This window comes from Tepidibacillus infernus, assembly GCF_048898065.1.
In the GTDB taxonomy this organism is placed as follows: domain Bacteria; phylum Bacillota; class Bacilli; order Tepidibacillales; family Tepidibacillaceae; genus Tepidibacillus_B; species Tepidibacillus_B infernus.
The window spans coordinates 164,484-191,241 of sequence record NZ_JBLWFI010000002.1 but is presented as its reverse complement, the minus strand read 5'-3'; the positions used below and the strand labels follow the sequence as shown (position 1 = coordinate 191,241).

Here is a 26,758-nt window from a genome sequence, read left to right as displayed (position 1 = left end):
TATATCCTTTCCGATATAGAGCTAGGTCATTTCCAGAATAAACTTTTTTAGTTATGAGTTCCTAATTGGTTTAACTCTTCTCTCACAAATTCCATTAATTCTTTAATCATTGCTTCTGAAAAATCAAACTTGATGCCAGCTGCTTCATAGATCTCTGGCAAAGGCCTTGAGCTACCTAAAGATAGTGCCTTTTTATAATTTGCTAAAGCCTGCTCAGGGTTCTCTTTATATTGTTTCCATATTTGTACCGCACCCAATTGGGCAATTGCATATTCGATATAATAGAAAGGAACCTCGTAGATGTGTAGTTGTGCTTTCCAACGATGTCTTAACTCTTCTTCATAGCCTGACCAATCCTCATAATGTTGACTTAAGGATAAAGCGATCTCTTTAAACTGATCATTTCTTTCTTCTGCGGAATGCTCAGGGTTTAAATAGATCCAGTGTTGAAACTTATCGATTGTCATTGCCCATGGTAGAAATTTAATGATTCCTTCTAGTTGTTCTCTTTTTGCTTTTTTAAGATCTTCGTCATTCTTGTAGAATTCATCCCATTTATCCATCGAAAGCAATTCCATGCCCATACTGGCAAATTCCGCCGATTCCATTGGCGTACTTTTATAGATTCTTAAATCTAATTGGGATTTAAATAAGTTGTGGACTGAATGACCACCTTCATGAACAAGGGTTGTCATATCATCATGTGTTCCTGATGCATTCATAAAAATAAAGGAACGATTAGAAACAGATAATGGAGCACAAAAACCACCAGGTGATTTTGCTTTCCGGCTGTCTAAATCCAATGTATGATGATCGTTCATATCTTCTAACATCTTAGCAAAATTAGAATCTGTGCGTCTAAAGATGCGTGTCACACCATCAACTAATTCGTCGGTCGTTGTGAATGGCTTTAATGGCTGATCACCTTCTTTGACTGCTGTTAAATCCCATGGCCGATAATCTTTTAATCCAAGCTCTTTTTGATGTTCTTTTTCAATCTCATCTTTTAAAGGTACGACATATTTTTGTACAGCTTCGTGAAATTGATATGTATCCTCAGGCGTATAGGAGAATCTTTCGTATTTCTTGAACATGTAATCGCGATAATTCTCAAAGCCAGCATTTAAAGCAATTTGGTGGCGTATTTTCACTAATTGATCCATGATCTCATCTAACTTGTCCTTATCCTCTAATCTTCTAGCTTGGACTAATTTCCACGCCTTTTCTCGTATTGAACGATCAGGATCCTTTAAATAAATTGACATTTGCTGAAGGGTTTTTGCTTCTCCTTCCCACTCTACTGTCATGTTACCTGTCACTTTGTAATATTCTGTACTTAAATTTTGTTCCTGTACCTCTAAAGGAATGTTTTCTTCACGGAAAATTTCGATAGAATTGACTCTTCGCTTAATCAGTTCACTATACTTCTCTGTATCTAACTGTTCCCGATATGGATTATCATAAAAGCGTTTGTCTAGCAATGCTTCATACTTTTTAATGATAGGTGTAATCACGTTTTGGTCATGTTCAAATCGCTGTCTAATTTCTTCATCATCATTATGCCCTTGAAATTCAATATAGTGGCCAGTCAAAATTTCATCAATCTCATCAAATAATTGGCTTTCCTCACGTAACCAGTTTTCTAAATCGCGGGTAGAATGGATTTCCTTTTTTAACAAAGTTTCTAGTTTTGTTTCAACTTCTTTAGGATCTTGAAATGAAATCTTCTCAATAAAAAATGAACTCATTTGAATTCCCCCTTGTTTTTGAAATATTTAGAAAAGCGGCAATATAAATAGGTACTTACTTTATTCTAACACTAAATGAAAAAATGTGGAAATCAACGAATTTTATATGCATAAAAAAAACACTCTTTTGGGAACATTACAATTGTACTTAAAATGAAAGGAGCTATTCACATGCAGGAGCAACTAACACAAATGGAATTACAAAGCTTAAGAGAGCTAATTAGTGCCCATGATCTTGGAGCAAAAAAACTACAAGATTATGCGAATCAAGCAACTGACCCTCAAGTAAAACAAATGCTACAACAATCTGCCCAATCTGCTCAAAATACAAAACAAAAACTCATGTCATTCTTACAATAGAAAGGGTGAAAAAATATGCAAGAAAAAGAAATCGTAAATGATGTATTGAACCAATTAAAAGGTAGCCTAGGTAATTACGCTCATGTCATTGCTGAGACCTCTAACGCCAACTTGCGGCAAACGCTACAACAAATTCGTAATGGCGATGAGCAATTCCAATATCAACTTGCTAATCTAGCTCAACAAAAAGGGTATTATCAACCAGCACAGCCAGCTTCTGCGGCTGATATACAACAAGTAAAATCACAACTAAGTCAGTAATTCTAAAAAAAGGGTTGTATTTTAAGGAGTGACCAATCATCACTCCTTTTTATTTTTTCAATACTCAACATGAAGCAAAAATAATCCCTGACTTGGTACTGTTTCTCCCGCATAAATTCTTTTCTTTTGTTCTAGAATCTCAAGTACCTCCTCTGGTTGTCTTTTTCCTAAACCCACTTCAATTAATGTCCCCGTCATAATTCGAACCATCTTATATAGAAATCCTTCTCCATGATAGTAAAATTCAATCAATTCTTCCTTTTTCGTTATCTCTATGGAATAAATTCTTCTAACGGTTAACTTCTTTTTTGATTTCATAGCCGTAAACGATTGAAAATCATGTTCACCTATTAGAAAACTTGCCGCCTTTTTGATCGCTTCAATATTTAATGAATCAGCAACATGAAAGGTGTATTTTCTCTCAATAGCAGAAGGGATTGGACTATTCCAAACTCGATATACATATTTTTTGCCTTTAGCACTGAACCTAGCGTGGAAATCCATCGGTACTTCTTCAATATCTTTAAATACAATATCTTGTGGCAGCATTTCATTACAAGTAAAAAGAAATTTGTCTAAATTTAGATCTGCATGGGTTTCAAAATGAGCGACTTGACCATATGCGTGAACCCCTGCATCAGTCCGCCCAGAACCGTGTATTTCTATCGTTTCACCCGTAATCCGAGAAAGTAACGTTTCAATTTTTTGTTGGAGCGTGTTCTCTGTGTTTGCAAGCCTTTGCCACCCCTTATATCTACTTCCGTCATATTCAATCGTTATTTTGAATTTCCTTTTCATCCATTTTTCTCCTTTTTTATATTTTTATTTTATCTAGATAGCTTATATTTCATTATACTTTTAACAACATTAAAATAGCGAAAATAGAGTATAATATATCTAAAATTAGAATGTTAGTAAAGGATGGTTTTATGATGGATACGCTCATGTTGAGTCGAATCTTAACTGGACTCACTCTAGGGTTTCATATTATTTACGCCACCATTGGTGTTGGTGTCCCTATTATGATTATGCTTTCTGAATGGCTTGGAATCAAACGAAATGATGTCCACTATATATTACTTGCTCGTCGTTGGGCAAGAGGATTTGTGATTACTGTTGCCGTTGGCGTCGTCACTGGTACGATTATAGGAATGCAATTATCCTTATTGTGGCCAAGTTTTATGAAAATCGCTGGTCAAGTGATTAGTTTACCATTATTTCTTGAAACATTTGCATTTTTCTTAGAAGCGATTTTTCTGGGGATTTACCTCTATACCTGGGATCGCTTTAAAAAGCCGATTTATCATTGGCTATTGATTATTCCAGTTGTCCTTGGTTCATCTTTATCAGCAACATTTATTACGATGGTCAATGCGTTTATGAATACACCAGAAGGATTTACAATGCAAAATGGTGTGATTACTGATATTGAACCATTAAAAGCGATGTTTAACCCTGCCACACCAACAAAGGTTGCACATGTCCTATCTTCTGCCTACTTAACTTCTGCCTTTGTTTTAGCAGCGATTACCGCTTACTATCTTTTGAAAGGGCGGAACCATGAATATTATAAAAAAGCGCTGAAATTAACCTTGATTGTCAGCTTTATCTTTGCAATTGCTACTGCTTTAATAGGTGATCTATCAGGTAAATTCCTTGCTGATTACCAACCGGAAAAATTAGCTGCGGCTGAGTGGCATTTTGAAACCAGAAAACAGGCAGAGCTTATAGTCGGTGGGTTTTTAACCGATGATCTGCAAATTAAAAATGCAATTAAGTTACCGATGGCTCTTAGTATTCTGGCTCATGGTAATCCAAATGCCGAGGTTGTTGGATTAAATGAGTTCCCCAGAGATTTATGGCCACCACTTTATGTCCACTATCTTTTTGACCTAATGGTGATGATAGGAGTCTATTTGACCCTTGTTTCTGGTCTATTCCTTTTCTTTTGGAAATGGAAACCTCAGCTTATGTGGAAGAAATGGCTGATGGCACTCATTATACTAGGTGGACCCTTATCGATTGTTGCAATTGAAGTAGGATGGATCTTTGCGGAGGTTGGTCGCCAACCATGGATTTTACGAGGGTATATGAAAACAGCTGAAGGAGTAACCACAGCTACTAATGTTGGAACATTATTAATTGTTTTTGCTTTGCTATATGTCATCCTTGGTACCCTTACTGTATATATCCTTACACGTCTATTCAAAAAGAACACACCTGAGATTGAATTAGAAAAACGAGGAATTATCCTGTAAAAATGTTTGTATATTCCAATGCGCTCCATCGTCCGTGTATTTCTTTGAATTAAAAATAATGTAAGAAACACTAAATAACAAGGGGAAGAAAGTTTAAACTATGCAGTAATAAGGGAGGAATGAAGATGTCTTTAGAGTTACTTGGAATTACGGTTCTTTGGATCTTTTTATATGGATATATGATCATAGGTTCAATTGATTTTGGCGCTGGCTTTTTCTCTTATTACGGAAAGTTGCGTAAAAAAGACCATCTGATCAATGGGGTGATTAACCGTTATTTATCACCTGTCTGGGAAGTAACGAATGTTTTTTTAGTCTTTTTCTTTGTAGGATTAGTCGGTTTTTTCCCTGACACTGCCTATTTCTATGGCACAGTTTTACTTATTCCAGCTAGTATTGCCACAATCTTGTTAGCTATTCGCGGATCCTTTTACGCCTTTGCCAATTATGGCGCAAGGGACAATCAATTATTTCTATTCAGTTATGGGGTAACAGGATTATTGATTCCTGCGTCTCTTTCCACTGTGCTTGTGATTTCTGAAGGTGGTTTTATCACAGAATTAGGGGATACGATTTCCTTAAATATGTCTGCATTATTGTCTAGCCCCTTAACTTGGTCTGTTGCTTTATTAGCTGTCTTTAGTGTATTGTTTATCAGTTCAGCCTTTCTTTCCTACTACGCAAACAAGGCAGAAGATCTAGAGGCTAGAGAAGTATTAAGGAAAATAGCCCTTTTTTCTAGTGTACCAATGATGATTAGCAGCTTTGTGATGATCTTTTTCTTACAAAGAGAAAGTGCATGGCATTTTAACCAGCTATATGGGTATGCTTGGGCATTTCTCTTGGGTTTACTTGCTTTTTTAACTGCTATCTACTTGTTATACCGCAAAGAAAGGTTTGGAATCGCCTTTTTAATGGTGATGCTACAATTCGCTTTTGCCTTTTTCGGTTATGGTGCTTCCCATCTTCCCTATCTGTTGTACCCATATCTAACGATTTATGATGGGATCGTTAACCAAACGATGGGAACTTACTTGGTTATTGGATTTATAGCCGGACTCACTCTTCTTATCCCTTCTCTTATTTTGTTAATGCGGCTATTCTTGTTTAATGTGGATTATGTAAAAGGAAATAAGTAAATTTTTCGTTATATTAAAGGAATTTATTTCATTTATGACGAATTAAAACATATATATAATCCATAAAAGTAACTATTTCCGGAGGCCTTATGATGAAACAAGAAAATCTTCTTAAAACAAAAAAAGCAAAATCTACATTAGAAAAAATCGTTCAAAGATTTACTTTAGGATGAACTTGATCTAATGGGATTTGGAGGTTGATAAGATGGAACTTGATTTATTTCCACTGCTAAGTAAAACCCCTCCCTTCCACTTGCTACCTATAGAAAAATTGAAAGAACTCATTGAAATCTCATTGCTAAAAACCTATTCAGATGATCAAGTTGTTGTACAGCAAAATGAGAAGGACATTCAGCATATTTTTGTTTTGGTTGAAGGAATTGCCAAAAATATATTGTTAAATGATGCAAAGGAAGAAATCACTCTAAAAATATATAGAAGAGGCGATGTAATCGGACTGATTCATGCCATGTCAGGGGATGGTTTTACCTATACGATCAGGGCTGTGAATCATACGCGCTTTCTACTCATCCCTATTTCTTTTTTTGATAAAATGATGGCAGAGCATCCTCCTTTTACTGAGGAAGTCGCAAAGCTGATTACTTTACGATTAAGAGAGCTTTATCTTCAAATCGGAAAAGAAACCTCTGGGCAACCAAAGCTTTCGAAAAATCCTTATCGGAAAAAAGTGGTTGAACTCATGACCTTTCCTATCATTACAAGCCACTTAAATGAAACGATCATTGAAGTATCAGAAAAAATTTTAAAAAACCAAATCGGCTCAGTCATTGTCGTCAATCAACTAAATGAGCCTATTGGCATCATCACTGAAAAGGATTTAATTAAAGCTTTTACAAATGAACGGAAAGATCCATCTAGTGACAAAATACTGCTGACAGCTGAAAAAATCATGACATCCCCACTCATCAGTATTGAACCCCAATCCCTCTATTTTGATGCGTTACATTTAATGATTAAGCATAATATTAAACATATTCCAATTATTAACAATGGTATGACCATTGGTATGATCACAATGAAAAACTTAATCCAATCTTTATCAGATCATACCTTTAGCCTAATCAAAGAACTTGACCAAGCCAATAGCATTAGAGAAATAGTCAATGTAAAGAAAAAAGTGGACACCATGATCCAAAATATGTTAGAAGAACATGTCACAGCAAAAGAGCTATGTGCGATTGTTTCAGAATTCAATGACCGAATGACACAAAAGCTAATCCAGAACGCTGAATTCGAAATGAACAAAGAAGGATATGGCTATCCTCCTGTCGCTTATTGTTGGCTTAGTTTAGGGAGTGAAGGAAGGAAGGAACAAACTCTGCAAACCGATCAGGATAATGCGTTGATTTATGCAGATGTGCCTAAACAAGACCAAGCTAAAGTAGATACTTATTTTACAAAACTAGCCGAAAAAGTAGTTGAGGGATTATATCAATGTGGATTCCCTAAATGTACAGGTGGTGTGATGGCTTCAAACCAGGAATGGAGAAACAGCTTATCTGGATGGAAACATTCGATTCAACTATGGATAAATAAAAATACACCTGACTTAATCCGTCGCTTTACGATCTTTATTGATTTTCGCCCTATATACGGAGATAAGCACCTAGCTGATTCCATAAGGGAATATTTATTCACGGAAAACATCATTCCTGCGATTTTTCTACATTTTTTGGCTGAGGATGAAACAGCGATTGAATTGGCGATCAATCGCTTTGGTCGTTTTCAAACAAAAAAGAGTGAACATCATGGTCTCATTGACCTAAAATATGGTGGATTAATTCATATTGTTAATAGTTTACGATTATTAGCACTCAAATTTAAAATTAGTGAATTAAATTCATGGGAACGCCTAGATAAGCTTTATGAAATGGATATATTTACCAATGATGAACATGCAGAAATAGCTCAAGCCTTAGATGATATCATGCTTTTTCGGATTAAAAGAAATATAGAACAGATGAAGAATGGTGAGGAAGTGAGTCATTATATTCAACCTAATTCACTTTCAAAAAGGGAACGTTTAAGGTTAAAAAAGGCGTTGATGACAGCCCGCTGGTTACAAATCAAAGCGACCCGTCATTGTGCGATGCCAGGATCCCACTTAAGAGGATATTAACCCTTATTTGAACTAGTTTCTGTAAAGGAGATGATAGGGTGGGCTTTTTACAAAGAAGAAGAAAAACAAGCGAAATGTTTGATACTAAAGTCTATGATAAGGATCTCATTGCTGAAATCAGAAGATTAGCCTCAAGTACAAAACGAATTATCGACCTTGATGATGAATTAAAAACGATTGAGTTTGTCGTATTTGATACAGAAACCACTGGTTTCTTTCCTTACGCGGGTGATAAAATCATCTCCATTGGCGCTGTTAAACTAAAAGAAGGCGAGATCAAGGAATTCTTTCATTGTCTTGTAAACCCAGAACGTGAAGTACCAAAGGAAATTGAAGAGTTAACAGGGATTTACAATCATGAGTTACAAGACAAACCTAAGATTCTCGAAGCTGCTCTTGATTTTTTACGATTTGCTGAAAATACGTATTTAGTCGCCCATTGTGCTGACTTCGATCTGCATTTTCTAGATGTTGCATTAAAAAGAGGAGCAAATACTCGCCTTCTACATCCGATTATTGACACGATGATGCTATCCTATCACCTACATCCTGATTGGACTTCTCATCACTTTGATGTCATCTTAGAAAAGTATCAGATCCCAATCATTGATCGTCATTCTGCCCTAGGAGATGCAAAAATGACAGCACTATTATTCCAGTTCTTTTTGGAGCAATTAGAAGAGAGAGGAATCAAAACGATCGGAGCATTAAAACGTAGTATTCCAAGTGTCTGTAGGCAAGCTCCATATATACGTTTTTAAAAAACTTACCCACAAAAGTGACGAACTTTCTTCGAAGCTTATTCCGATTACTTTTGCAGGGATCCTTAAAATCTTTATTTTTCAAATGTACCTTTTACTAAAATATCTCCATGTAAGATCATGGTTTGGCCTTTTGCGATGACTGTATCGATTTGTAAATCATCTTGATTGAGCAATACTAGATCAGCATCATATTGTGCTTTAATATAACCCTTTCCGTTTAATTTTAAAAGATCTGCAGGGTTAGAAGTAATGACTCGAATAGCAGTTTCTATTGCGACTCCTTCATCTAAAACTGCATCCCTCACTTCTTGATATAAGGAAATGACCTTTCCTACTCCCAGTCCTAGATAATTCCCATTTCCATCAAACTCTGGGAGGCTTCCCTGCCCGTCTGAGGTAAAAGTAATTTGATTGATGGCAATGTTTTCGTCTAGCATTTTTTTTAACGCTTTGCTAGATTTGACCTCGCCATGATCAGTGCCTTTTTTGACTGAGCTTGTGGTAAAATCCACAATTCCTCCCTTTTTCGCATAGTAGATGGCTTGCTCAAATAATTCCTGATTTCTATTCATATGAGTGGGCACAAATTGTTTAATTGGAATCTCCGTATTTTCTGCAATATCCAGAAGAAAATCCACTTTTCTAGAACCACTACCAACGTGGATATTAACGATCCCTGCTTTTCCTGACAAGATTCCCCCTACTCTTGCCTCTGCAGCAATTCTTGTAATCTCTTGAACAGTAGGTTGGGCAGACCGATGATCAGAAATGGCGATTTCTCCAACTCCAATCACTTTATCAATCATGATGATATCATCCTGAATATTCCCTGTTATCGTTCGAACAGGAACTGCATAGTTTCCTGTATAGATAAAAGTGGTGATCCCTTCTTCTTCTAATCCCCTTGCTTTGGCTAATAATCCTGCCATGCTTCGAGTAGTACCATCGGTCCCTAAACAACCAACAACAGTGGTTACGCCCCCTCTTGTCAAATCTGTGAGTTGAATTTCAGGGGTTCTTGTTTTAAACCCTCCTTCACCACCTCCACCAAGAATATGTACATGGGAATCAATAAAACCTGGAACAACTAATTTACCACTTGCATCAATCACTTCAATATCTACAAAATTCTTAGGTTCATCTATCTGTTCTGCAATATAACCAATCTTATCACCAATAAGTAAGATATCCTTCTGTTCAAGATAATCTGGTGCATAAACTTTACCATTTTTAATTAGTTTTAGCATGTCCTTACTCCTCTCCTCGTATATTTTTGTAAGGATTATATCAGAGATCTTCTTTTTTCTCTATAAGAAAAGGTTTGTATATTCCATCGCGCTCCGTCATCCGTGCCCTTCTATGAATAAAGATTACGGAGAGAAGGGCACTTCTGAAGGCACACAAAGTGTACAAGTCGTGCTACACAGCTAAAGCTGCTAGTCACGCTATGTCGCAGCTTATGGAATATACAAACCCCTAAATGACAAATGGAAGAAAGTTATACTTTCTTAATCTTTAAAAAAAGACTGCCGTAAAAATAGGATAAAAAACCATAACTCGATTCGATAAGAAAGATCAAAAGAGAAACAATGGCTGCTAGTGAAGTTATTTGGTAAATTAGTCAACCGTCTTAATCGTATGTGATTAAAAGAAAAATCCAAGTTGGGGAAGTAAAACATAAAAGTATCCGGGTTTGGGAATGTTATTAATGTACAACTCATTTTTTCTAGAAAGGTTGGTAAAATCAATGTCTCAAACGACAGCTACTCCTGTCACTTTAACTGACAGCTTAAACAAGCAAATTGCCAATTTTAGTGTTTTATATGTGAAACTGCACCATTATCATTGGTTCGTAAAAGGTGATCACTTTTACGAATTACATACCAAGTTCGAGGAATTCTACACTGAAGTGGCAACTTACATTGATGAACTTGCGGAGCGGTTGTTGACATTAAAGGAAAAACCGCTTGCAATGATGAAGGATTTTTTACAACAGAGTTCTATTACTGAAGCATCGGGTAATGAAACTGCGCAGCAAATGGTGCAAAATATCGCTAATGATTTTAGTACAATCATTCAAGAAGTAAAGCAAGCGATCGAAATCGCAGACAATCTAAAGGATGATGCTACTGCAGACATGTTAATTGGTATAACCAAAAGTCTAGAAAAACATCTGTGGATGCTAAATGCATTCTTGGGTAAATAATTTCTCTAAGCACTGCCTAAAAAGCAGTGCTTTTTTTGGAAATTAAAAGAAGATAAAAAAACATAACATTATTCATAACGAGTTATTTCCCGCTATATATAACCTTAAATATCTTATAACAGAATCCTCCTTCTCAATAACGTGCTTCTTTTCTATTATTTTCTTGGAAACGATTATTGACATATTCGTTTCCATTGCGTAAATTAAAGATAGAAAGAAAAATGTACGTCAAATGTTACAATTCGAGGAGGAAGAACCATGGGAAAAAAGAATGTTCGGATATTCCTAAGCTTTCTATTTGTTTCATTGTTATTATTAGTAGGTTGCTCCACTAATCAAAATATCTACTCAGGTACTATTGAAGGCGAAGAAATTCCTGTATTAGCAGAACTAGGTGGGCAGATCAAGACATTATCAGTTGATGAGGGAACAAGTGTTAAAAAAGATCAAACTTTAGCTACAATTGATGATCGCATTTTAAAAGCACAATTAAAGGAGGCAGAAGCAGGAGTCGCGGCAGCAAAGGCCTCTTTGGATGAAGCAAAAGCAGGTGCAAGGGACCAAGAAATTAAACAAACTCTTGCCAACTTAGAACAGATCGATTCAGAAATGGAACAGCTCAAGATCCAAACCAAAAAAGCAGACGATCTCTTAAAAATAAATGAATCCCAGATCCAACAAACCTCCCATTCCTTAGCTGCTGCCCAAAAAACACTTGCCTATCAAAAAGAACAATTACAAAAAAAAACCTCCCTTTTTCAACAAGGAGCGATATCTGAAGACCAGCTTAAAGCCCAACAGGAGATCGTCAATCAGGCGGAAGCGAAGGTTAATACCTTAAATGATCAACTTATTTCAATCAAAGCTCAATATTTAGCTGAGCAAAAGGATAAAGAAGCTTTACAGGTTCAGCTTCAAGCTGTTGAAGCTAAGAAGAAAATTGCTGAAGCTAAGTTAAGCTTACAACAAGAAGGAGCATCATCTTACACGGTTTCGCGTTTATACCAACTTTGGCAGCAAGCTATCGCCAAAAAAGAACAAGTTCTCATTCAACTGGAAAAGGCCACGATTAATTCTCCAATTGATGGAATCGTTTTAAGAAAAAATGTTTCTCAAGGAGAAATCCTAAAGCCTAACTCGCAAATATTTACCCTTTTAAATCCAAAAAAATTAAATATTAAGGTCTATGTACCTGAAACCAATCTCAATCAAGTCAAAATTGGGCAAAAGGTTGCAATCAAGGTTGATGCATTTCCTGACCAATCCTATGAAGGAAAAATCGTCCATATCTCAGATAAAGCTGAATTCACTCCTAAAAATGTGCAAACACCTGATGAACGGACGAAAATGGTTTTCGCTGTAACGATTGAAACGACCAATGGGTTTGATCAATTAAAACCAGGAATGCCTGCAGATATTACCTTCCAGTCAGAGGAGGATCTATAATGGAAATTGCCATTTCTTGTACCCAACTTACCAAAAAGTTTGGTTCCTTAACTGCTGTCAATCAAGTCAGTATGGAAATTCCTAAAGGTTCGATCTATGGCTTTCTTGGTCCAAACGGCTCTGGAAAATCAACAACTATTCGAATGCTATGCGGACTAATTACCCCAACATCTGGACATGGAACGGTTCTTGGCTATGATATCATTAAGGACACGGAACGGATTAAGCATCGGATTGGATATATGTCACAAAAATTTAGTCTTTATGAAGAATTAACAGTCATTGAAAACCTTGATTTTTATGCTGGTATTTATGGAATCTATGGAGAAACGGCAAAAAAAAGAAAGACTGAATTAATCGAAATGGCTGGTTTGACAGGGAGAGAAAAACAATTAGCTGGTTCATTATCTGGTGGCTGGAAACAACGATTAGCCCTCGCTTGTGCAATGCTACATCAACCTGATGTTCTGATTCTCGATGAACCCACTGCTGGTGTTGACCCCGTATCAAGAAGAATCTTCTGGGATGTCATTCACCAATTGGCCAACCAAGGAATTACGATTCTTGTTAGTACCCATTACATGGATGAGGCAGAAACTTGTGATTATATCGGATTTATCTATTTTGGCCATTTATTGGTTCATGGCAAACCCAGTGAATTAAAGAAACAAGCTGGCTTAGAAAGCTTAGACGATTTATTTATTCAACTTGTCAACAAGGCTCAGCAGAATGGAGTGGTGAACCATGCAACAAATGAATCTTAAACGATTTAGCTTTTCTAGATTTATGGCAATTATAAAAAAAGAAATGTTACAAATCCGAAGGGATCCACCAAGCTTAGTTATTGCTATCATGATGCCGCTCTTCATGCTCTTATTATTTGGTTATGCAGTCAACACAGATGTAGATCATATCTCCACTGCTGTATGGGATCAAGATAAAAGTCAGCAAAGTAGACAGCTGATTCAAGAACTTGTCAATACGACCTATTACGATATCAATTGGAATGTGAATAGCTATAAAGAATTACAAGATCTAATGGATCAAGGAAAGATTAGAGCCGGTTTAGTAATACCACCTGATTACAGTCATTCCCTTGACCAAAAACAAACAGCAAAGGTTCAGATGTTGATTGATGGTTCAGAGCCTAATGCAGCAAGAACCGCTTTAAGTAATGCTCAACTGGTTATACAGTATAAAGACCTTGTAATTCAACAAAGCTTTTTGGAAAAACAGGGTGGTTTAAGGATCAATCAACCAATCGAATTACTTCCAAGAGTTTTATATAATCCCAATATGGAAAGCCTGATTTTTAACATCCCTGCCTTAATTGGCCTGATCATGCAAAATGTCATAGCCATTCTAACCGCTTTTTCTCTAGTCAGAGAAAAGGAACGAGGGACCATGGAACAATTGGTCGTAACGCCAATTCGTCCTTTAGAGCTAATTATCGGCAAGCTACTTCCCTATGTAGGGATTGGGATTTTCTCCTTTAGCATCGTCTTAGCAACAGGGGTCTATTGGTTCGGTGTTCCTGTCAAAGGAAGTGTTCTACTTTTGATCGGATTAAGCTTACTATTTTTGACCACAACCTTAGCGATTGGTATGCTAATCTCAACCATTTCCAAAACCCAATTACAAGCTATGCAAATTTCTTTTGCATTTATTTTACCTAGTGTATTGCTATCTGGTTTTATTTTCCCTCGAGAAACAATGCCTGTAGTGATCCAATGGATTGGCGGTGTGATCCCTTTAACTTATTTTCTAGAGATCCTTCGTGGTATTTTTTTAAAGGGGATTGGATTGGAATATCTTTGGAAAGAAACGCTTATTCTATCTATTTTTGCCATTTTCATTTGTACTGTTGCAATCCTTAAATTCCGTAAGAAAATCGAATAAAATAGATAAGAGATAGGGGGGTATGATTTGGATTATTCAAAAAAGATTAAAATCAAAGCATGGGAATTTTTTATTCAACAAGGAATAAAAAATACGGCCATTGAACAAATCTGTCAGGAATTAAAAATTTCAAAAAAAACCTTCTATAAGTATTTTAGAAACAAAGAAGATTTACTTTTACAAATTTTTATGTCTAATCGTCAGGTCTTTTTTGGAATATTTGAAAAAGGACTTCGGGAAAAAGTGCCACCGATGGTCATTTTGCTTCGAATTTTCCAACAGTTTAAGAAAATGATAAGGCCACAAACCAACTACTCTTTAAACGAAGAAGAAACTCCTTTCTTTCCCATTAGTCCTTCAATCATTGAAGAGTTGCCATCCCTTTATCCGGAGGTTTGGCAGACGATTGATGGCTTTCGGCATGATCTTCTAAATCAAATTGCAAACTTATTAGAGAACGAAAAGGAAGAATATATTCGGGAAGAGATCAACACCAAAGTGATTTCGAAAATGCTATTTGCCATTATCGAACAGATCATCCATCCACAATTCCTTAATACGCACAAGATCCCCTTTCATGAAGTTTTCAATTCCGCCTTTACTCTTCTATTTAAGGGAATTATTAAAAATGAAAAACAAGAGGAAATAACAAGGATGGTAATAGGAGTAGAGAACAATGAACGATATTAACATTAGCAGGGGTTAATTTAGTTTATTATAATATTCAAATGTTTTGTTTATCTTTTACTTGATTCCTTCTATAATAATACTATAAGGAGTTGAACGGATCATGGATAGACAGCAGTATTTACAGATGGGAGCCCCTGGTTTCTGGAAGGCAACTTTTGCATTAAGTATAGGTGCCTTTCTTATTTTTTCAAATCTTCATATGTCACAACCACTTCTCCCTTTATTTTCTAGAGAATTCGGTGTGTCACCTGCAACAGCTAGCTTATCTATTTCGCTTACAATTTTAACACTAAGTGTTTTCCTTTTAGTATTTGGACCGATTTCTGATGCTATGGGGCGTAAAAATATCATGTCTTTCGGATTAATAGCATCTTCTATTTTATCCATTCTTATTTTCTTCGCACCTAACTTTTTCATGTTATTATTCCTACGTGCGGTGCAGGGAATCTTTTTGGCCAGTTTACCTGCCATTGCTTATGCTTATATTGGCGAGGAATTTGACCATCTAAGTATTAGTGCAGTAATTGGTATTTATATCAGTGGCAATACGATTGGAGGAATGGGCGGAAGAATAATCAGTGGGTTTATCGCTGACCTTTGGGGATGGAGATATTCTTATCTAGTTATGGGTATGATAGGTCTCATTAGTTTTATATTATTTCTAATATTTCTCCCCGATTCTAATCATTTTCAACGAAAGCCCTTTTTAATCAATGAGGCAATGAAAGAACTTATTTCCCATTGGCAAAATCCAATTCTTCGCCAAGCTTATTATATAGCTGGTATTATTTATTTTATTTTTATGGGTGTTTTTAACTATATTGGATTTTATTTAAGTCAGGCTCCTTATTTTCTTTCAACAACAGTCATTGGATTTTTGTTTATCTCTTATCTTGCAGGGACATTTAGCTCAACCTATTCAGGAAAATTGGAAGGAAAGCTGACGATTCCTGTTCGGATCTTTCTTGGTTTAGTGATCATCTTTATTGGGCTTGTGCTTATGCTTTTCCCACAATTACCTCTGATCTTAATTGGTCTTGTCGTTCTTGTTTTTGGCTTTTTCTTTACTCATGCAGCCTCAAGTAGTTGGGTAAGTCATCACGCAAAAAAAGCTAAAGCAAGTGCTTCAGCCTTGTATCTCTTATCCTATTATTTAGGGGCAAGTATTGGTAGTACTCTTTTAGGCTATATTTGGCAACCCTTTGGTTGGAAGGGTGTTATTATTGCTACCTTTGTGTTTATTCTTTTAGCTATGGGAGTTGCTCGGAGAATGAAAACAGCAGATTATTTATCCCAATCGCATTGTTCCACTAACAGTTCGACAACCTTTTCTAAGTAAAATCTATCTGTATCAAGTACGGTTTCCCTGAGTTGTATAGTTAAATTTTTTAAATCTATTATAGCACCCATATCTATTAGTATATCCAGACCTATTAGACCATTTATCATACCTTTTGTATCAATTAATCCAAAATCCATTTTAATATCTCTTAATATATAATCCCCAATTTCTATCTCCTTTATTAATTTTACAAAAGCATTATGTAGACTGCCACCAACTCCATAATAGGAAATGATTCTATCCTAATACTTTAAATTCATTGTACAAGCCTTCTATATCCCGTAACATTTCTTATTTCAATAGCTATCTCCTCGTTTTTTGAATAATTGCTTTCTTGAGCATTTCTTTTATTCTTCTGGTGTAAAAGATCGTTAATTTTTACCTTTCTTTTGTACCCGAAAACAGTTCAAGACATGCATAGTGAACTCGTGACCCTCTTTATGGAAATATCAATATGTGTTTTTAAGTTTAGCTTGTACGCATCCGTATATTTTAACAACATACCGAAAACTGAGAGAGTACCAAAACTATGGGCTGAATCCGTTCACTGTGACGCGGTTTCTCTATACCGAAAACTGAGAGAGTACCAAAACCAGGCCTAGACAATATTGCATATTGAGGATGTTTCTCTATACCGAAAACTGAGAGAGTACCAAAACCCAACATCTCCTTACTTGACAGTATTTTAAGTTTCTCTATACCGAAAACTGAGAGAGTACCAAAACCTAAAATAACTCTATCATCCGCATATTTGAGTTTCTCTATACCGAAAACTGAGAGAGTACCAAAACGTTGTATAGCGTTGTTCTAATTGCTCCACTGTTTCTCTATACCGAAAACTGAGAGAGTACCAAAACTGTAGATTAACCAACTCGCCTTTTAGTGTAGTTTCTCTATACCGAAAACTGAGAGAGTACCAAAACCGCAACGTTCAGCATTATCCAAAACATTAGGTTTCTCTATACCGAAAACTGAGAGAGTACCAAAACTGCTTTACGGGCAACCTTATCGAACAATCCGTTTCTCTATACCGAAAACTGAGAGAGTACCAAAACAATGGAATGCGAAACTGCCGGAGAAGTAGGTTTCTCTATACCGAAAACTGAGAGAGTACCAAAACGATCATGCGGTTAATTTTCTGCTGTAGTATGTTTCTCTATACCGAAAACTGAGAGAGTACCAAAACCTCTGTCGTAATCGATGTATATCTTATCATGTTTCTCTATACCGAAAACTGAGAGAGTACCAAAACCCAGGACGTTGAGGTTGAAAAAGAAATTGAGTTTCTCTATACCGAAAACTGAGAGAGTACCAAAACCGGTCGCAACGGTGGCGGAAGCTCCTCATAGTTTCTCTATACCGAAAACTGAGAGAGTACCAAAACGCAACCCACCCCGCTCACTCATAGCCCAAAGTTTCTCTATACCGAAAACTGAGAGAGTACCAAAACACATAAGCTAATTTTTGGATCATCTCTATAGTTTCTCTATACCGAAAACTGAGAGAGTACCAAAACGATCACGTTGTATCGGTTGTTCGGCGTGCCGTTTCTCTATACCGAAAACTGAGAGAGTACCAAAACAATCGAGAATCACAATTAAAGGAGGTAAAAGTTTCTCTATACCGAAAACTGAGAGAGTACCAAAACAATTTATCTTCTCCATCACTTAACACAACGAGTTTCTCTATACCGAAAACTGAGAGAGTACCAAAACTAAAGGGGTCCTTACTATAACTGATAGATTGTTTCTCTATACCGAAAACTGAGAGAGTACCAAAACTACCTGCCGACGACCCGAAAAACGCCGAGTGTTTCTCTATACCGAAAACTGAGAGAGTACCAAAACCTTCGATTTGATTATATCATAGTGAATTTTTTGAAGCTAATAAGATTTTACAAACGCCTGTAAATTTGGCGAAATCCCACTCATATCAAGGGGAATCCTAATATTTAAATGGTTTATCATGACATATAGAAGAACGATAATTGCCTCATTTTGAATTGTTGATAACCCCAGTTTTCTATTCTGAAAAACAAAGTTATCCACAACTTTTAATAAATGATCCTTTGCTTCCTCATAAAGGTCATTTTCACAAATGAATGGAACTTCACTAAATACTTTTCTCTTCATGTTTTCCAACAATGCTTCATTAATTATTTTCTCGTCAAACACATAGTTATGATTCCCACTTAAATTTTTCTGAGTTACAATCAAAAATTGAATGCCCATTTTAGACAATTGTTCAACTATATTAATAAATTCCGTGAATTGAGTATTATTTGCATACAACTCTGGAAGTTCAATGATAATTAATCTTTTCTTATCATTTAGTTTGTCCGCAAACAGGTTTAATAGCATAGTTTTATACTCAATAGGAGTCATTATGTTTTTCGTTGCGGTAAACAATAGAAAATCTTTTAGATGATCTATACCAAACGATTCCATTTTCAAAGTTAAGCCATATTTTTCAATTTTCGTATTCACTAAATCTAATTCATCACGTAGTTCATCCCATATGCTTAATAATTCAAGATAAACAGGTGAATAGGACAGTTCTTCACTCATTTCATCTAATAGTATTTTTAATGGTGACTTTGAATTGATCTTGTCGAACTGGAGATGAGCATCATAAGGAATAAATAAACACTCCCAATCCTTCTTGTAAAGTAATTGAGTATCCTCATAAATCTGAACTTCTGTATTTTTATTTGTAAAGTAATCATCTATGAGTCGAACCAGTTTAAACCAAAGTTCATGTGACCCTTTTAAAACTGTAATTGGTCCTACTTCCACTTCACATTCCAATTCTTCACTTATAATATTCCATATAATCATAATAACCTCCATTCCGCCGCTAGCGCTGGCGGCACAAATAGTAATGAAAAATGGTGTGCGGCTTTCACCACTTTGCTATGATTAACTTAAGGAGAAGATATACTACAAAGCACGGCGAGGTGAGTCGTAGATTACTTCTCAGTTCAAAACAGTATAATAACCAGTGTAAGAATCATCTTTCAAGCACAAATAAGTGGTTCTATAAGACCGCACGCTAATCATTGTTTTAGCTCTTTGTTAAATGTGTGATGGTTCAGTCAATGTCTTCTTCCTCCAATTATGAAAGGAGGCTGTGCCATGAAAGTTGTTTATCCTATCTGTTGCGGTGTCGATGTGCATAAGACTTTTCTCGTCGCCACAATTATTACTTCACAGGGGATTACCCCTCATTATTCAAAAAAGAGATTTTCTACTTTTAACAATTCCATTCTTCAATTCAAGCAGTGGCTGATTGATAACAACTGCTATGATATGTGCATGGAATCGACCGGGAAATATTGGGTTCCTGTCTACAATCTTTTGGAAGATACCATCCGTATGACTGTTGCTAACCCCAAATGGGTGAAGGCTGTAAAAGGAAATAAGGATGATAAAAAAGATTCTAAGTGGATTGCTGACCTTTTCCGCCTTGGTTTAGTACCAGGAAGCTATATCCCTAATAAACCAGTCCGTATTCTTCGTGAATACACTCGCTACCGTTCTAAACTTGTTTCTTGTAGAAGCAGTGAAAAGAACCGTTTTCAAAACGCTTTCACAGTCTGTAATGTAGCCCTTGATGCTGTCGTTTCCGACATGTTTGGCAAATCTGCCACTTCCATCACGGACTATCTGATTTCCTCTGATACCTTTGACCCGGAATACTGTACTTCTCTTCTTCATAAATCTTTGAAAAAAAAAGCAGATAACGTGGTTGAATCTATTGAAGGATACCAAATGACTCAGGAACAAAAAGAACGTATGATCATGGTTCGTTCTCACCTCGACTTCGTAACCAATTCGATTGCTGAACTGGACGAAAAACTGGATAAGTTGGTCGAACCTTATGAAAGTGCCATTAACCTTTTATGTACCATTCCCGGAGTTAATAGAGCATCTGCAATCACCATTATCTCCGAGATTGGTACAGATATGTCTCAATTTGCCAACTCCAAGCGTTTGTGCTGCTGGGCGGGACTAACACCTGGCAATAATGAATCTGCTGGTAAGAAGAAATCTGTCCGTATTACACGTGCCGGTGTATACCTCAAACCTGCATTGGTACAAGTTGCCCATGCAGCCGTGAAATCGGATAAGTCTCCTTACTACAAAATCAAGTACGAACGCATTTCTAAAAGGAGAGGCAAAAAAAGAGCCATAATCGCTATTGCAAGGATGATACTCACCGCCATATACAATATGTTTGTTACTGGCGAAGTGTGGAATCCAAGCGACTTGTATAAAATTGATATGCCACAAGAAATGCAGGACAAGCAGAAAGAGAAAGCTATTAATCAGGCAATAAAACTCCTAATTGCCCAAGGTATAATAAAGGCTTCTGACATTTCTGTAGCTTAAAACCAAAGCTTGATTTTTTTTAGGTCTTTAAAGACCTTAGTTTGCTGCGCCCTTTTTTACCAAATTTAAGCTTATTTTTCACGCTATCACCATCGGATCCTCTGTAATCATTTCTTCCTGTATCGTTTTGCCTCCTACCAAAATTAACATTTTCTCATATTGTTTTTCTGTGACAGCCATGATTCGAATAGAGCCCTTTGAAGGAACACTTCTTTTCAATCCTGGAATATATTGAAATAGGCTTGTCCGATTGGGGAAAATCTTGGCATATACTGAAAATTGTAACATGGTAAAACCATTATTTATGAGATGCTTTCTGAATTTCGTATAGATTCGCCTTTCTTCCTTTGTATTCATCGGGAGATCAAAAAATAGAAGTAATCTCATTACTCTATATGGCGATGGCATCTGTAGGATACACTAATAAATCTAAATCTTTATTATTCATCGCTTTGATAAACGATTGAATAAATAAATCAATGGCATTTAAAACGGTTTGTCTTTGTCCCCCGATATTAATTTTAGAACTTAAGCGACGAATTAATTGTTGTTTCTTCTCTAAATCCAAAAATTCTGAATCTTTAAAAGCCATTGCAACCCATAAATCAATAATCGGTCTAAATGCCTCCATAAGGTCATCTACAAGATTGAAGGCGTTAAACTGATTCCGATGTCCAATACCGAAGGCCGGATGTAAACCATAAGCTACCGTTGTTCTAGCAAATGTAGACCTTAAAACAATATATCCATAATTTAAAGCTGCATTATAGGTGTCAACTGCCCCTCTTTCTCTCCGAAAGTTTTCTCCAAATAACTCATTAAAATAAAGACGAGCGGCAATTCCTTCACGGTTTGTTTCATCTTCAAAATATACTTCTTTTGCTAATTGCCTCATCCTTTTAATAACTTCACTATCTTTTTCCAAATATTCAAGAACTGAACGTTGGTTATCAATTTTTATCTTTACTATCTTTTGCCACATTTCCCCTCTTATCTGTTCATCCCAATTCATCTGCTGATATAAGACTCCATACACTCGATAATGACTATACAACCCCAAAGAAAATACATTAGGTTGATGAGATTCGTCGCAAAATACCGTTAGAATATGATACTCTGTCAATTTATTCATTAATCTTCCAGTTACAACAGTCCTATTATTATCGACTATGATTGTATGAATATCGGATAGAGGGATCATTACTTCTTGATCTCCTTTAATAACTTTTAAATTATCTAAGTACAATTTCATTTCTTCCGCTTCGGATATATAAACAATCCTCCAACTCAACAGTTTCCTCTCCTTACTAAAAAAAAAGTCTATAAAAAAAGGAAAAAGCCCCATTATATGGGGCTGAGCTCGGGATGAACCCTTGTTTTGATAGGTTCTACCCAGTTTTCGGTATAGAGTGATAGACGTCTCTATCACTATCATTATCTTAACCCATATTACTATTTTTGTAAATAGATTTTGAATTTTTCCTTTTCTATTTTATAAGTATTTCCCAAAACATCTATATTATATTTACAAATATTATTTAATGTTGATGGACTTAATAATCCCTCTTTTCGATCTTCCTTTTTCTTATAAACATAATCTACTTCAATTATATTTTGGCGTGGGTTATTATCCCCTCTAAAAATCCTTTCAAAGTATTCGCCATTCTTCTCGAAGGAGAATCGGTCGTTCTTATATAAGCTAAATTGAAATTCGTAACTATCATCAATTTTTTTATAATCTTTCATTTTTTCCTCGTTATATTTCTCCATATCAAGAATGTACTGGTCCCCTTGTTGTTTAAACCAATAATAAGGAACTCCCAAGTATTTATATTTTCCTTCCTGATTTTTGTAAATATCTACTCGTGAAGATTTCACACTAAGTAAGACGACATCATGCTTAGCATTTGGATACTTATCGGTAATGTTCATGTGAATGCCCAATTTTTTATCGTGATACCTTAATGTCTTTACAGGTACTTTTCCATCTTTCATAATATATCCATGCTCTTCATAATAAGCCTTAAATGGATTATCTGCATTTGAATATTCCTTGATAATTCTTTGAATCAGCTCAAATAACTCAGGATTATGTTGTGCAATAAGAAAACTATCAGGATTTTTTTCAATGCGTTTTAACAATGGTGTTACACCGTTTTTGTCCAAATTATAAATATTCGAAGTCTTCCCAAGGTAATAGACTTCTCCATCTTTTTCGCGAGTTCCGTAAATGGTTTGATTCGACATCGATCGATTCGCTTTACGATCTACCTTGTGAGAATATTTGATCTTTGATTCAAAATTATTTAATGATCGTAAAAAGGTGATATATTTATGATTGAAAAATTGGTCTTCATCCATAACTTCACCAGTTTCTCTGTCGAAAACTACCCCCTGTTCATTCATGCTAAATTCCTTAAAGAAATCAAAAATAGGCATTCGCCCAATCGCAGCAACGATAAGAGCATCAATGGCATGATGAGCATAGCTTTCATCACGATCCTTATTTAGATGTGCTCTCCTACGTAGCGCCGCCGTAAATGATCCTCGTATAGAAAGGATTTTTGTATCAATATCATGCTCTTTAAAAAAAGTGCGTAAAGTCATTGAAAAGCTGCGCATCGCATACTGAGTATCCACCAAATTTCGATTAATGAATTCCTTCTGCAATTCTTCATTATGTTCAATATCCCGTAATTCAAGTAATAAATCCTTTTTCTTGCTTGAGATTTTTTTACTATTATATAGATTTAATACTTCTACCTTAAACTGATCAAAAGTTCGAGAAGCTCTACCTGAAGCAAAATATTGATAGGGAGTTCTTTGCCCTTTCTTCTGATTCTCACTGCGGTAACATAGTACTTTGTTTGCTTGACTATCATCAAATGATAATGACAATGGAAGAATATGGTCAATTTCAAATAACGATGAATCAGAAACGATATCATGAACAGAAATACTTTTCCCTGAATAAATACACTTTCCATCTTGTGATTCCCATAATTTTAAAGCCAAATGTTGTTTACTATTCAAGTGAAGATCGGCTAATGACTTTACTCCTAGTAATCTAGCCATCTCTTTTTCATGTTTTCCAATTTGTCTTTGGAAATCGGCATATTGTTTTCTTTTTTCTTCACTATTTTTTTCACGGGCGGTTTCTACAACGATTGCATCTAGTTCACCATATTTTTCACGTACCTCATTGACTATTTTTATTGCTTCTCGGTGGGCACGTTTTGCAACAGTACTTAAAATTGCAGTATCATCAAAAGTTATTTTTCTTTGATTTCTTAGATGGGCTAAGCGTTTTTGTTCAAATCCTTTCTCAGTAAATAACTGCATCTGATTTTTATTTGTCTGCCATAATTCATCCATGATAGATATCATTGCCTTTTTTGAAAGGGCATGGTAACCAATAAATTTTGTACTTTCCTTTAGAGCATCTATGATTCTAGTTGTAGTCTTTTCATTATATTTTGATAGTAATATATTCCTCAACTGTTCCTCACGACGTTGATATGATTTTTCAGCAGTAAGTATCTCCACAATCGAATCCAATAAGTCTATGTCATCTAGTATATCCGCTGGTAATTTGTTATCCTTTACAATTTTCCTTAATTCTTTGTATCCTTTAAATTCAGTAAAGGTGGGCTTGTCCGTTTTCATATCTTTACGATACCCTATGACATCTGCATCTTCTGGAACACCTTTGTATTTTAAAATCTGAGTTAAGGTGATATTTTTCCCTTCCTTAATAAAATGATCAACTAGATATTTCTTATCCTCATAAGTTAGGTATTCCCCGTTAATTTGCAACTTGTTTAAATCACCACTTAATAGATTAAAAAGATCTGCAGTAAAGGACATTTTTGCAATACGTAATTCATCTGGGAAATATGTACATTTACCACGCATTTTGTTAATCATAGAGACTTCAACTAAATTCCCATCTTTATCAAGGAAATATGGTCCATATGGTGTTGGAGATATTTTTGATCCAGGCCCTTCATAATATTGTCTTCTTTTTTCTACGAGATCTATAAATTGAGTTATGAAATCCTCAGTTATTTCTGGATATACCTGTTTCTGTTTTGTTAAGATTGCACGTGCTTCTTTAACATAATCCTCCGTACGAAACCGATTTTCATGGTTTCTCATTTTTTCATTCTTATCTGCTAATCGTTCTAGTTGTACCTCACAAATATACCTATTCTCTAGTAATTTTTTATTTCTTGCTAATTGTTCTTTTGTAGAATATTCATTTCCACTACTTTTTTCTTCCTCCGGTGAATCAAGAATGGTTCCCCTTTTTTTTACTAAATGATATAACGCAGCAACTAATTCCTCCTTAGAAACTGATTCGTAAATAGCACGATATCTAGCCTTATATGGATCAATATTTCCAATACCAGAAAGAGGTAAAAGATGTTCTTCAAATAATTGTTTTGCTCTTTCTAAACGGTGAACTCTCCTTCTTTTAATACGGCGTGATCCACGAAATCCACGACGTTCTTCGTTTGCATTTCGTGTTGCTTCTTCAAATAATCGTACTCCAGCATCAATAATCTCTCCAGTATCCTGATCAATAATGCCCCAACCAACTGATGAAATCCCTATATCCAACCCAAGAACCTTTTTCATCTTTACAATTCTCCCCCTTACTATTGCCAATTTTTCTAGATTCACTATTTATGAAAGTAAAATTATTAGGATAATTATACCATAAATTTTAATATTAACTATTTTCTAATTAAAAAGATATTTATCTATCAACATAAAAACCCCGCTATAATAGCAGGGTTAATCCAAAAACTTATACTTCGATCCCATTAGATAATTGATATTTTGTATAATGATAAGCTAGTTTTTGGTTAGCAAATAGCTTAATACCTCTTGATTCCTTTAACGGAAAAACTCTTGTCGTAAACACAACTTCCCCATCATTGATAAAAATTTCAACGATGCTTCGATCGACAAAGAGTTCCTTCATCTCTTTATCGATTTGTAATGCTTCACTTCTTACAAATCCGAATTCTCCACCAAAGGCGTATTCGAACTTCTCACGGTTTAAATTCACCACTTCGTTTTCTCGATCAAACTGCAAAATCAGTCCTTCTTTTTCCGAATGACATAATTCAATCCCAAATTGACTTGCTTCAATCTCTTTGAAATTGATTTCTAGTTCATACACATCGGTTTGGTTTTTAATATCTAATGTTTGATCTTGTAGAACTCCTTTTCCAGAAATGGAAGTGGTTCGTAATGTCTTCAGTTGTTCCGCAGGTTTCTGATAGAGCTTATTCCCTTTTAGTACCAATTCTCTTGGAATCGTTAAGCAATGTGCCCATGATTCTTCATCAGTAGGATAAGAAATCTCTCCCGAGCCTGCCCAAGCGATAAGTAATCTCTTCTGATTTTCATCCAAAAAGCTTTGCGGTGCATAGAAATCAAAGCCCTTTTCTAATTTCTGAAGATGTGCCACTTTATAGGTAAGATGATCGATATCCAATTCTCCTACTGTATAGACCACATTATAGACGTTTTTGTAATCATTCCCTTGTGGTTTGATCCCTTGTGGAGAAAAGACTAAAATATCTTTTCCATTGAGTTCAAAATAATCAGGGCATTCCCACATGTAGCCAAATTCTTGCATCTCTAATTGAACATCTAGCTCTCCCTTAAATGTCCAATCAAGGGCATTAACTGATTCAAAGACAATAATCGTACCAGTCAGATCCTTTCGTTGAGCACCTAATAACATATAATAACGTTCATTCTTTTTAAAGACTTTTGGATCTCTAACATGACCCGTATATCCTTCAGGAATACCTTTAATCACTGGGTTATTCTCATATTTTCGAATGGTGCCATCCTTATCCATGATGACTAGACATTGGTTTGCTGAACGATCTTCAGCATTATATTTAATATTTCCTGTCACTAGCGTTGCATAAATATAGTCGGAATTTTCAGTAAATATATTTTCGTGAATTAGAGCCAAAAGGACAAAACCTAAAGAAAAGGTGATTCTGTCCATTTGGTAAATATATACATTTAAATACTGGAGTGACAGGAATCATGCTTTTATTTATGTGCTAGATCGTTCGTCAAACC

General features: G+C 35.6%; 21 protein-coding genes and 1 CRISPR repeat array. Of the genes, 13 read left to right on the top strand and 8 right to left on the bottom strand.

Going from position 1 to position 26,758, the window contains the following annotated elements:
- Positions 1 to 47: 47 nt before the first annotated feature.
- Entirely contained in the window at positions 48 to 1,748 is a 1,701-nt protein-coding gene (locus TEPIDINF_RS13305) for a M3 family oligoendopeptidase (protein ID WP_069801124.1), read from the bottom strand.
- A 171-nt stretch (positions 1,749 to 1,919) separates the two neighbouring features.
- Here TEPIDINF_RS13305 and TEPIDINF_RS13300 point away from each other — a divergent pair, with 171 nt between their 5' ends.
- Both TEPIDINF_RS13300 and TEPIDINF_RS13295 read left to right on the top strand, forming a co-directional pair.
- On the top strand, positions 1,920 to 2,108 hold the full coding sequence (locus TEPIDINF_RS13300; protein ID WP_068722460.1) for a hypothetical protein: 189 nt from the start codon (positions 1,920 to 1,922) through the stop codon (positions 2,106 to 2,108).
- Positions 2,109 to 2,123: 15 nt separating this feature from the next.
- Positions 2,124 to 2,369: a spore coat protein gene (locus TEPIDINF_RS13295; protein WP_421692293.1), complete on the top strand. Its 246-nt coding sequence runs from the start codon at positions 2,124 to 2,126 to the stop codon at positions 2,367 to 2,369.
- 57 nt (positions 2,370 to 2,426) lie between these two features.
- Here the strand turns inward: TEPIDINF_RS13295 and truA are convergent, their stop codons facing one another.
- Entirely contained in the window at positions 2,427 to 3,167 is a 741-nt protein-coding gene (gene truA / locus TEPIDINF_RS13290) for a tRNA pseudouridine(38-40) synthase TruA (protein WP_421692292.1), read from the bottom strand.
- 134 nt (positions 3,168 to 3,301) lie between these two features.
- Here truA and TEPIDINF_RS13285 point away from each other — a divergent pair, with 134 nt between their 5' ends.
- The 4 genes from TEPIDINF_RS13285 (at position 3,302) to TEPIDINF_RS13270 (ending at position 8,667) form a co-directional block, all read left to right on the top strand.
- Positions 3,302 to 4,627: a cytochrome ubiquinol oxidase subunit I gene (locus TEPIDINF_RS13285; RefSeq protein WP_421692330.1), complete on the top strand. Its 1,326-nt coding sequence runs from the start codon at positions 3,302 to 3,304 to the stop codon at positions 4,625 to 4,627.
- 125 nt (positions 4,628 to 4,752) lie between these two features.
- A complete protein-coding gene (locus tag TEPIDINF_RS13280) occupies positions 4,753 to 5,766 on the top strand; it encodes a cytochrome d ubiquinol oxidase subunit II (protein ID WP_421692291.1) in 1,014 nt (337 codons plus the stop codon).
- A gap of 205 nt (positions 5,767 to 5,971) precedes the next feature.
- On the top strand, positions 5,972 to 7,906 hold the full coding sequence (locus tag TEPIDINF_RS13275) for a DUF294 nucleotidyltransferase-like domain-containing protein (protein ID WP_068722449.1): 1,935 nt from the start codon (positions 5,972 to 5,974) through the stop codon (positions 7,904 to 7,906).
- Positions 7,907 to 7,944: 38 nt separating this feature from the next.
- A complete protein-coding gene (locus tag TEPIDINF_RS13270; protein WP_068722447.1) occupies positions 7,945 to 8,667 on the top strand; it encodes a 3'-5' exonuclease in 723 nt (240 codons plus the stop codon).
- A 74-nt stretch (positions 8,668 to 8,741) separates the two neighbouring features.
- On the opposite strand, the gene iadA is transcribed toward TEPIDINF_RS13270, so the two are convergent.
- Complete coding sequence (iadA, locus tag TEPIDINF_RS13265; protein ID WP_421692290.1) at positions 8,742 to 9,917, bottom strand: beta-aspartyl-peptidase; 1,176 nt, start codon at positions 9,915 to 9,917, stop codon at positions 8,742 to 8,744.
- A gap of 500 nt (positions 9,918 to 10,417) precedes the next feature.
- On the opposite strand from iadA, the gene TEPIDINF_RS13260 reads away from it, so the two are divergent.
- From TEPIDINF_RS13260 to TEPIDINF_RS13235, 6 genes are all read left to right on the top strand, one after another.
- Positions 10,418 to 10,876 carry a Dps family protein gene (locus TEPIDINF_RS13260; protein WP_068722443.1) on the top strand — a complete coding sequence of 153 codons (459 nt, stop codon included), beginning with the start codon at positions 10,418 to 10,420 and terminating at the stop codon, positions 10,874 to 10,876.
- Between the two features lie 258 nt (positions 10,877 to 11,134).
- A complete protein-coding gene (locus TEPIDINF_RS13255) occupies positions 11,135 to 12,322 on the top strand; it encodes an HlyD family secretion protein (RefSeq protein ID WP_421692289.1) in 1,188 nt (395 codons plus the stop codon).
- Positions 12,322 to 13,086 carry an ABC transporter ATP-binding protein gene (locus tag TEPIDINF_RS13250; RefSeq protein WP_068722441.1) on the top strand — a complete coding sequence of 255 codons (765 nt, stop codon included), beginning with the start codon at positions 12,322 to 12,324 and terminating at the stop codon, positions 13,084 to 13,086. Before TEPIDINF_RS13255 ends, TEPIDINF_RS13250 begins: the two co-directional genes overlap by 1 nt.
- On the top strand, positions 13,067 to 14,221 hold the full coding sequence (locus TEPIDINF_RS13245) for an ABC transporter permease (protein ID WP_421692288.1): 1,155 nt from the start codon (positions 13,067 to 13,069) through the stop codon (positions 14,219 to 14,221). Before TEPIDINF_RS13250 ends, TEPIDINF_RS13245 begins: the two co-directional genes overlap by 20 nt.
- 27 nt (positions 14,222 to 14,248) lie before the next feature.
- On the top strand, positions 14,249 to 14,911 hold the full coding sequence (locus tag TEPIDINF_RS13240; protein ID WP_421692287.1) for a TetR/AcrR family transcriptional regulator: 663 nt from the start codon (positions 14,249 to 14,251) through the stop codon (positions 14,909 to 14,911).
- A 100-nt stretch (positions 14,912 to 15,011) separates the two neighbouring features.
- Positions 15,012 to 16,250 (top strand): MFS transporter, encoded by a 1,239-nt coding sequence (locus TEPIDINF_RS13235; protein ID WP_421692286.1) that lies wholly within the window; start codon positions 15,012 to 15,014, stop codon positions 16,248 to 16,250.
- A gap of 495 nt (positions 16,251 to 16,745) precedes the next feature.
- Positions 16,746 to 18,100: direct repeats of the CRISPR family, unit length 36 nt; unit sequence GTTTCTCTATACCGAAAACTGAGAGAGTACCAAAAC.
- A 36-nt stretch (positions 18,101 to 18,136) separates the two neighbouring features.
- Here TEPIDINF_RS13235 and TEPIDINF_RS13230 read toward each other — a convergent pair.
- Entirely contained in the window at positions 18,137 to 19,090 is a 954-nt protein-coding gene (locus TEPIDINF_RS13230; RefSeq protein ID WP_421692285.1) for a hypothetical protein, read from the bottom strand.
- Between the two features lie 297 nt (positions 19,091 to 19,387).
- Between TEPIDINF_RS13230 and TEPIDINF_RS13225 the strand changes: the two genes are divergently transcribed.
- Positions 19,388 to 20,644: an IS110 family RNA-guided transposase gene (locus tag TEPIDINF_RS13225; protein ID WP_415802040.1), complete on the top strand. Its 1,257-nt coding sequence runs from the start codon at positions 19,388 to 19,390 to the stop codon at positions 20,642 to 20,644.
- A gap of 78 nt (positions 20,645 to 20,722) precedes the next feature.
- Here TEPIDINF_RS13225 and cas2 read toward each other — a convergent pair whose 3' ends face one another.
- The 4 genes from cas2 to TEPIDINF_RS13205 all read right to left on the bottom strand — a co-directional run bounded on the left by cas2 (position 20,723) and on the right by TEPIDINF_RS13205 (position 26,645).
- Positions 20,723 to 21,031: a CRISPR-associated endonuclease Cas2 gene (cas2, locus tag TEPIDINF_RS13220; RefSeq protein ID WP_421692329.1), complete on the bottom strand. Its 309-nt coding sequence runs from the start codon at positions 21,029 to 21,031 to the stop codon at positions 20,723 to 20,725.
- 4 nt (positions 21,032 to 21,035) lie between these two features.
- Positions 21,036 to 21,935, bottom strand: coding sequence for a type II CRISPR-associated endonuclease Cas1 (gene cas1 / locus TEPIDINF_RS13215; RefSeq protein WP_421692284.1), 900 nt, complete (start codon positions 21,933 to 21,935; stop codon positions 21,036 to 21,038).
- 161 nt (positions 21,936 to 22,096) lie between these two features.
- A complete protein-coding gene (gene cas9 / locus TEPIDINF_RS13210) occupies positions 22,097 to 25,285 on the bottom strand; it encodes a type II CRISPR RNA-guided endonuclease Cas9 (protein ID WP_421692283.1) in 3,189 nt (1,062 codons plus the stop codon).
- 172 nt (positions 25,286 to 25,457) lie between these two features.
- Positions 25,458 to 26,645, bottom strand: coding sequence for a glycoside hydrolase family 32 protein (locus TEPIDINF_RS13205; RefSeq protein WP_421692282.1), 1,188 nt, complete (start codon positions 26,643 to 26,645; stop codon positions 25,458 to 25,460).
- Between the last annotated feature and the right edge of the window lie 113 nt (positions 26,646 to 26,758).

Excerpts from the sequence above, each read along its gene's own strand:
- TEPIDINF_RS13305 (WP_069801124.1), bottom strand. The coding sequence starts at position 1,748 with ATGAGTTCATTTTTTATTGAGAAGATTTCATTTCAAGATCCTAAAGAA.
- TEPIDINF_RS13300 (WP_068722460.1), top strand. The coding sequence starts at position 1,920 with ATGCAGGAGCAACTAACACAAATGGAATTACAAAGCTTAAGAGAGCTA.
- TEPIDINF_RS13295 (WP_421692293.1), top strand. The coding sequence starts at position 2,124 with ATGCAAGAAAAAGAAATCGTAAATGATGTATTGAACCAATTAAAAGGT.
- truA (WP_421692292.1), bottom strand. The coding sequence starts at position 3,167 with ATGAAAAGGAAATTCAAAATAACGATTGAATATGACGGAAGTAGATAT.
- TEPIDINF_RS13285 (WP_421692330.1), top strand. The coding sequence starts at position 3,302 with ATGGATACGCTCATGTTGAGTCGAATCTTAACTGGACTCACTCTAGGG.
- TEPIDINF_RS13280 (WP_421692291.1), top strand. The coding sequence starts at position 4,753 with ATGTCTTTAGAGTTACTTGGAATTACGGTTCTTTGGATCTTTTTATAT.
- TEPIDINF_RS13275 (WP_068722449.1), top strand. The coding sequence starts at position 5,972 with ATGGAACTTGATTTATTTCCACTGCTAAGTAAAACCCCTCCCTTCCAC.
- iadA (WP_421692290.1), bottom strand. The coding sequence starts at position 9,917 with ATGCTAAAACTAATTAAAAATGGTAAAGTTTATGCACCAGATTATCTT.
- TEPIDINF_RS13260 (WP_068722443.1), top strand. The coding sequence starts at position 10,418 with ATGTCTCAAACGACAGCTACTCCTGTCACTTTAACTGACAGCTTAAAC.
- TEPIDINF_RS13255 (WP_421692289.1), top strand. The coding sequence starts at position 11,135 with ATGGGAAAAAAGAATGTTCGGATATTCCTAAGCTTTCTATTTGTTTCA.
- TEPIDINF_RS13250 (WP_068722441.1), top strand. The coding sequence starts at position 12,322 with ATGGAAATTGCCATTTCTTGTACCCAACTTACCAAAAAGTTTGGTTCC.
- TEPIDINF_RS13245 (WP_421692288.1), top strand. The coding sequence starts at position 13,067 with ATGCAACAAATGAATCTTAAACGATTTAGCTTTTCTAGATTTATGGCA.
- TEPIDINF_RS13235 (WP_421692286.1), top strand. The coding sequence starts at position 15,012 with ATGGATAGACAGCAGTATTTACAGATGGGAGCCCCTGGTTTCTGGAAG.
- TEPIDINF_RS13230 (WP_421692285.1), bottom strand. The coding sequence starts at position 19,090 with ATGATTATATGGAATATTATAAGTGAAGAATTGGAATGTGAAGTGGAA.
- TEPIDINF_RS13225 (WP_415802040.1), top strand. The coding sequence starts at position 19,388 with ATGAAAGTTGTTTATCCTATCTGTTGCGGTGTCGATGTGCATAAGACT.
- cas2 (WP_421692329.1), bottom strand. The coding sequence starts at position 21,031 with ATGAGATTACTTCTATTTTTTGATCTCCCGATGAATACAAAGGAAGAA.
- cas9 (WP_421692283.1), bottom strand. The coding sequence starts at position 25,285 with ATGAAAAAGGTTCTTGGGTTGGATATAGGGATTTCATCAGTTGGTTGG.